The organism is Pseudomonas sp. 05N433, from assembly GCF_056396925.1.
This window is the reverse complement of record NZ_JBFTML010000103.1, coordinates 1-7,982: the sequence shown is the minus strand read 5'-3', so window position 1 is coordinate 7,982 and position 7,982 is coordinate 1. Positions and strand designations below refer to the sequence as shown.

3 protein-coding genes are annotated in these 7,982 nt (G+C 55.9%); 1 reads left to right on the top strand and 2 read right to left on the bottom strand.

What is annotated here, in order from left to right; all coding sequences use genetic code 11:
* Positions 1-45 precede the first annotated feature (45 nt).
* A complete protein-coding gene (locus AC1DIS_RS29530; RefSeq protein WP_007939416.1) occupies positions 46-486 on the bottom strand; it encodes a CBS domain-containing protein in 441 nt (146 codons plus the stop codon).
* Positions 487-809: 323 nt separating this feature from the next.
* Between AC1DIS_RS29530 and AC1DIS_RS29525 the strand changes: the two genes are divergently transcribed.
* On the top strand, positions 810-5,756 hold the full coding sequence (locus tag AC1DIS_RS29525) for an NEL-type E3 ubiquitin ligase domain-containing protein (RefSeq protein ID WP_477745525.1): 4,947 nt from the start codon (positions 810-812) through the stop codon (positions 5,754-5,756).
* A gap of 100 nt (positions 5,757-5,856) precedes the next feature.
* Here AC1DIS_RS29525 and AC1DIS_RS29520 read toward each other — a convergent pair.
* Positions 5,857-7,982, bottom strand: a 2,126-nt coding sequence (locus tag AC1DIS_RS29520; RefSeq protein WP_477781275.1) for an RHS repeat-associated core domain-containing protein, incomplete at its 5' end; no start/stop codon positions are given.

The window sequence follows — 7,982 nt, the reverse complement described above, 5'->3', positions numbered from 1 at the left end:
GGGGCAAGCCCCCTCGCCACAAAAGCCCCCTCGCACAGTGTGCAATCACTCGCCGCGAATGTACTGCTCCAGCTGCCGAATCAGTTCAGCCTGTTCGGCAATGGCTTCCTTGACCAGGTCGCCGATCGACAGCAAGCCCATCAGCTCACCGTCCTCCACCACCGGCAAATGCCGCAGGCGTTTGTCGGACATGATGCCCATGCAGGTTTCGACGGTTTGATGGGTGTCCACGGTGATCACCGGCGACACCATGATGTCGCTGACCGGTGTGCCGACGGAGGAGCGCCCCTTGAGCACCAGTTTGCGCGCATAGTCCCGCTCACTGATGATGCCGACGACCTTTCCGTCTTTGAGGACCGGTAACGCGCCGACGTTTTTGGCGGCCATCACCATCAGCGCTTCCAGCACCATTTGATGAGGCGCAATGGTGTGGACTGCCTGATTCTGTTGGGCCTTTAACTTGAGCAACTGGGCGACGGTTTTCATGACGGCTTCTCGGGTGTTGTCGTTGTTCTTGAAGAATCGTAGAGACACGCTCACAGAGCAAGGGAGAAAGCGGCAGATAACACGCAAATAGCGTCATTCAGGCTTTTTTTTCATAACCCCCCCCGATTCATCGAGAGAATGTGTCGATTAGCAGGATAGGCTCAGGCCCGGAGGGCGTTCAGTTTTGTCGCGTGTCGACCGGGGAGACCGGGTAACGGGGATTATGGGTTTTTTGGTTAATACCTTGAAATAGAGGGAGGAAAATCGAATAAAGAAATTCGGGTAGTCTCATACCTCTAATAAGTCATGGATGACTCGTCATTATGTTTGATGCTCTAACGGCTGCTGAATCTACGCAGCGTTCACTTCCTGAGTCTATGACTCAGAGTCCGCACATACCTTTTATTGCCAAGTCTATTCCAGACTGGCTATTGAGCACCCGTGCAGAAAATCGCACCGCTTTAAAACAGAATGTTGGACCTGCCATGCCCTGGTATGACATGGCGTCGGCGCAATTACGTGGTGAGATGAAAAGGGCGTTTGAGGACAGTTGGGTATCACAAAACGAAACTGATAAAACCCTGAACAAAATTCAGGAAGTCGAAACGTTCGCAGAACAGCTTTTAATCACTGCGCTGAAAGATAAATACGGCATTACCCTGGATGTCAAAGCGACCTACCTGCGGCTTTACTGCCCCAAGGGCATTGTCGTCGGGTTTGATGTGCGGACGCTGTCACTGCTTGAGGCCTCGCTGCATAACTTCGAAGTTAAAGAAACCCGAGCGGGTTATTTCGACAGGGCGAGCGACTTCATTACGAAGCCTTCCGCTTCCGGGCAATTCGACGTCGTGCCGATCAAACATAAACTGTCTGTCGAGGCCTTTGCAGCGCTGTGTCGTGAACTGGATATCGGGGCTCGATACCAAGCTTACCTGAAGGCATTCATGGGGTTCACCAACCCGGTGGCAAGGGCGGTGTTACAACATAAAGTACAGGCCAGCCAACAGGATGCGTTGCGTGCGGCCAGTGTTCTGGCGCTCATGAAACAAGACATCGATCACGATACTCACCGGATGCTGTTGAATCTGGTTGCGGGGCATCAAGCACTGACTTTGCAGGGCCAACCCATGCACTGTTACGAGTTGAGGATGATGGATACGGCCCTGACAGGCATTGTTCTGATTGCGGCGGACCTCGATAGCAGCCGTCAGATTGAACAAGTCATCGCCTATGTCCCCCATGATCCGGAACATCCGGTCAAACAATACCCCTCCCTGGCCAGCTTCCATAGAGAACTGATCTCACAATTACGCTCGCCTGAGTATCAGCGCTTTTTCAGCCGGTTTGTCCCTCATCAACAGCGAGGCACCTTCTTTTTCCAGCTCAATAACCGGCTTTCAAGCATTCAATGGCATGCATCCTTGCCGTTTGAACAAAAGCCGGCGTGGCGTGAGGAGCCGAATATCAATCCTGATTTGCGGATGACCTATCTGCGAAACAGCGGTGACTTCTGGACCCGTGACTTTCACCAGAAACTGAACAAGATCCTCAATGACGCTCGGGCGATGGCGGTTCCCACTGGCGATGAAGATGAAAAAACTCGTTGGGCGCGTTGGGATAGTTTTCAAAAGGTCGCCGCGGTCGTTCTTGAAGCGGCCACTTTTGTGGCGACGCTCTTTGTACCGTTACTTGGCGAGCTGATGCTGGCCTATACCGCCTATCAACTGCTTGATGAAACGTTCGAAGGGATTGTCGAGTGGTCAGAGGGACAGAGAAGCGAAGCTGCCGGGCATTTGATCGGCGTGGCTGAAAGTCTGATCCAGTTGGGTGCATTCGCGGTAGGAGGCAAAGTAGTGGGCACCCTGTTGCCGCTCAAGTCGTCGCCCTTTATCGAGGGCATGAGGGTCGTAGAAAAGAGCGATGGCAGGTCGCGGTTATGGGACGCGGATCTGCAGCGCTACGCACAGTCGATTACCCTTGATGAGTCTGTCCGGCTGGATGAAAAGGGCATTTATCGACATTCCGGACAGGAGGTGCTGCCGCTCGATGGCACGCAGTTTGTGATTGAGCCTGATCCTGGATCGGATCAGTACCGCATCCAGCATCCCCGTCGGGGCGACGCCTATGCCCCCCGTCTTGTACACAATGGCGTTGGTGCGTGGGCGCATGAGGCTGAGCGCCCTCAGACCTGGCAGGGCGTCACCCTGATGCGACGCCTGGGACATCGCGTCGATTCGTTTTCCGATCAAACCCTGGAGCAGATCCGGATCGTCAGCGGTGTTGACGACGCGGTATTGCGCAAACTACATGTCGAGCATGAGCGGCCGCCGGCGTTGCTGGTGGCAACCATCAAGCGTTTTACCGCTGACCAGGAGGTTAAAACTTTCATCGAGCGAATAAGTAGCCGTGACCCGCAGGTGTATGGTCAGGCCGATGTGCAGACTCAACTGAAACTGCTGACGGGTCATCGCAAATGGCCCAAGAACCGCACCGTGCAGTGGCTCGATGCGCAAGACAAGGTGCTCTGGCAATCTTCGCCAGACCTGGGCGAATCGATCATCAAGGTCAGATCCGGGCAGACCGGTTACCACGATCTGGCCGCAACGATGCTCTCCCAACTGCAGGAACAGGAGGTCAAGACGCTGCTGGATGAAGCGTTTGGCAATGGAATCATCGCCCTGGATGTGCGGGCGGCCAGACTGCGTGCGCTCATCGCCACGGCGGCCAGTGAGCAAGAAACGACGTTGGTGGATGCTCGTTTCAGCCTTGATGAAGCACCTGTCGGCCCCGACGTTGCGGCGCACGTTGGATGGTTGCGTAGTGAGTTTCCTCAATTGCCGGGTGCCATCATGGATGAGCTGCTGGTCGGTATCACCGAGGCGGAACAAAGACAGATGAGCGATCGACAGCATTTGCCGTTTCGTCTGCGGCAGGAGGTCCGCACGGCGATGCGCGAATGGCGGATTGTTCGGGCGTACGAGGGGCTTTATTTGCCCTCAAGCGCGAATCTGGATACCAGTCGGCTGGCGTTGCACAGCCTCGAGCGCCTGCCAGGCTGGTCGCCCGAGGTGCGCATCGAAATTCGCAACCAGTCATTCGAGGGACCGCTGCTCGACAATATCGGGCCGGAACACGCGTCCATTCGCAAAGTGCTGGTGCGAACCATGGAAAACACCTTTCAGTCCCATGACGAAGAGGGTAATACGCTGCATGGCGCCGACGATTTCTATACCGCCCTGTTACAAGCCTTGCCTGACGCCGCGCGCAGAAAACTGGGCCACGAAATCGGCCAGGGCATCCAGTTGCGACAGACATTACAGAACGCACCGCTGACGCATGCGGCGTTGCGCGAAATTCTCCCGGATCCCTCCATTCGACATGTAATGGACACCGCGGCCGCAACCCGTTTGCGCGGAGCCGTTCAGGGGTATGCACGGATCAATGAGCCTCTGCTCGGTACAGGAGGGACCTTGAGTCTGGAGGATCGGTTCAAGGTGCTGTACCCGCAGGCGAGTGCGGATACGTTTGCCGATTTTGTCCGCTCATCCGGCTCGCAGACTCAGGCGTTGCGGGGCATCGGCGAACGGGAATTGGAGTTCGAGGAACTGACCAAAGCCCTGGATAGCTGGGTGGCGATCGAGAGAGGCGAGCTTCTGCCCATGGATCAACGCTACCACAAGGGACGTTTTGCCAAGGCGATCAAGCAATGCTGGCAGGCTGCACAAACTTCGGGGCCGGACGGCTACGCCCTGGATCTGAATTTTCACTGGACGAGTGATTTTCTGGAGTATCTGCCAGCATTGAATGCTGATTTCCGGCATGTCAGTTCGCTACAGTTCCGCCATGTCGAACTGCGTACCGATATCACCGGTTTTCTTCGTTATTTTTCCAACTTGAGGGCGCTGGATTTGAGTGATAACGCGCTGGTCGCCGCCCCTCGCTTGCAAGAAAGTCTGCCGGTGCTCGAGCATCTGAACCTGTCCAATAACCAACTGACGCTGACCGCTGACAGTGTGGCGGATCTGGCTGGTCTGACTCGTCTGCAAACACTGAGACTGGCCGGTAACCCGGCGCTGTCGCAGCAGCCGGATGTCAGCCGGATGGCTGAACTCCACCTGTTGGATTTGCACGATACCGGTATCACGGAGTGGCCCACCGGCCTGCTCACGCTGCCGCGACCGCGCGCCTTTGAACTGGATCTGCAGGGCAATCCGATCGAACAGGTCCCCCAAGTGACACCCGGTTCGGAGCAGGCACGGCTTGTTGCCCGCACCCGCTTGAGCCGCGATCGGTTGTCTGATCAAGGTCGTGAACAATTTCAGAGCTATATGCGTTCTGTAGGGTATGACCCGGCACGCAGTTACCCGCCCAAAGGCGAGGAAACCAGTGTGTACTGGCTGGAAGGTTTGTCTGGCGCAGAACGACAAAGCAGGCAAACGTTGTGGGATGAGCTTGAAGGGGAGCCGAATGCCCAGGGGTTTTTCGAGGTGCTGGAGCAACTCGCCGACTCAGCCGATTACGTCGAAGAAGCCAGTCGCCCGGAGCTGACACAACGAGTGTGGCGCCTGCTCGATGCCGCTGCCCAGGATACCCCGCTGCGCGAAGAACTGTTTCGCATGGCGAGCAACCCTGATTCATGCGCCGACGCCGGTGCGCAGATTTTCAATGAAATGGGGTTCAAAGTACTGGTTCACGAAGCGTATCTGGCCGGCAGCCCTGAGCAGATCGAAACCAGCCTGATCAGGTTGGCGAAGGGCAAGTCCCGTCTGGATCAGGTCAATGAAATCGCGCGCGCCACTGTCCAGAGCCGATTGCAGGCCGGTGAAAGCTTTATGGCGGTCGATGAAGACGGGGACATCACCGGTACCATCGACGAAGTGGAAGTTTATCTGGCGTTTCAGACCGGTCTGGCGGATCGGCTTGATCTGCCATGGCAATCTCGGGGCATGTTGTTCCGGGAGATGGCCGAGGTCAGTGATGCGCAGATAGATCAGGCGCATGAATCGGTTTTGACGCTTGAGGCGGGTGAGGGGCTGGTGAACCGGATGATTGAGCAGCGGTTTTGGTGCAAGTACCTGAAGAGTCGCCATGCGCAAGCATTCGCACAGAATTCGACGGCGTTTAATGCTCGCTCAGAGGAGCTGCTCAATCGGCATTTGGCGGGCACCGTCTCACAGCAGGTATATGAGCGCGAACTTCTTGAGTTGGCCGAGGGGCGTAAGGGATTATTGAGGACGCTGACAGCGCAGGCGTGGAAAAAGGCCGCATAGCCTGCACGGTACCGCATCGCATCACGCGACCGGTCTGTCGTTGCGCACAGACCGGTTTTTTTGGGGCCGTTAGCGTGTTTGGCTCCAGAAGGATATTGCCCTACCGGTATTCCACTATCGCGCTGTTCCACTGGGACCRAGTCGTCGCCGTTCTCCCCGTCAAGACATCAAAGGCTGATGTATTGTCGTAGGACTCAAGCAAGATATGGGTGCAGTTGAAACAAGCGGGAAAGGCCTGCGCTGCTATCGCCCCTTGTAGTTTTTGCGTCACCACTTGAATGAGCGCCGGGTCGGTTGTCCCGGTCTGCGCTTTCTGGATATAAAGCGCCAGATTGGCCGCTTGAACTTCTGCGTGGGCGGCAGGGAGTCCACTGGATTGGGGCAGGTCACCTTCGCTTGCCGCTATATGACCTTGAATACGGTTCTTTATCAGCGGGTGAAGTGGCGTTTGTTCATACTCTATGCCGGCCAGGTCAATCGTTTCAGATGTCGTCCCTCGGTAGATTTTTACAGGAAGCGCAGGATCTTTGATTCGCTCGATATACCGGTTGCTCAAATATTCCGTATATCGATCAGGGTCGGTGAATCTCAGGATGCCACCTGTGACCGGATTGTCTCTACCGAGGCTATCATCCGCCTGTCTGTGCATCTCTACGCCATGTTTGGCTTTAGTGAGCGTTACATTTCTTTCCAAAGGGATATTGAAAAAGTCGGTGATGTAAATGGCATCGTCAGGTGTTGAGCCTTCAATCGCTACTCCCGCATGTGCGACAGCGACCTCGGATCTAAACGTTTTTGAGAACCGCGCATCTGGATGTGTCTTAAAGTGTTCTTCGCTTGCAGCCAGTTGTTTTGTCGCGGAGCCTTTCACTTTAGGCACCGGATGAGTGCGCGGCACCTCAAGCATGGCGGTGGTTCGGGCACTTACCCTCTGGTTAAGCGCGGCTCCTTTGGTAAGCCCAAGCCTATCGACAAAACTCATCGGGTTACTACCCACCATCTCATACAGATTCAACCCGTCCACTGTTCCCGCCGGGTCGGCACTGATCCAGCGTTGCAACCACGACGCGAAATAACGCCGTCCGTAGTAGTAAAGTCCGCTGTCATCCCGCTCCTTGCCCGAATAGCGGATGGTTTTATAACTGACTTCCCGCACCGAATCCGCTCTCAGCGAGGCCGTGCCGCCGAAGGGATAATAGTCCTCGTGACTGATCAGGCGGCCCGCTTGATCGAGCTCGATGAGGCTGGAACCCAGGCTGTCGTCGAGGCAGTAGCGCACCTGATTGGCATCAATGTCTTCCGGTTTACCCCGGAGCCAATGCAGGCAGCGTACGTTGCCTATTACGTTCGGCAAGGTGATGACGTGCAGCTCTTCACCCGTGTCGCGGCAGCGTATTTCCAATCCGGGAAGGTAGCGTACTTCGTGGAAATGGCTGGTCGATGATGTATGGGTTTCGTGGCGTTTATAGACACGTACGCCATTGCTGTAGCGAAAGGTTTCCGTATCGTGGAGGCCATTTTCGCGCTCGATCAGCGTGATGGAGGCCAGCTCATCATGGCTGTTCCATTGCAACGCCTGGCCCGGTTGCAAGGCCTGGAGATTGCCATGGCGGTCAAACAGCTTTGAAAAATCGGGTTCAGGATCCCCTTCTTTCCAGCGCACGCCACGGTTGCTGGACGGATCAATGCGCATCCGATGGGTGTAACCGCGTACCGCGCGGCTATGAGTAATCTTGATCAGGTTGTTGCCTGTATCGTACTCGAAGGTTTGTGTGTACTTCAGGAAGTTGTTGGGGTCGTTGGGCAGCGGCCTCCCCGGCATGCTGGACGGCGGGGGGCTATCATGACCGGTGGCGCTGACCAACCGGTACAGGGGGTCATATATGAATTCGCGGGCTCCATCAATGTACTGGTTGGCCAAGAACACCGGATTGAAGGTGTGATCCTTTATGCTCAGTACGTTACCGACCTTGTCATAGTCATATTCCAGATCTTGCCGCAGGTTCTGGCCAGGCACTCCAGCCTTCATGCGTGTCAGCCGACCATCCGCCTGGTCGTAGATCCAGGTTCTGGTCATGCCGTTGCCGAGTCGTTGCTCGATGACCTGGCCGGCGGCGTTGTACTGCGCGTTCTTGAGGATGTCCTGAGCGGAGTCGCTGGCATTGATTTGCAGTGTCACTTGCTTGAGTTGCCCGGCAACGTCGTAGCGTGAATGCTGCTGATGGT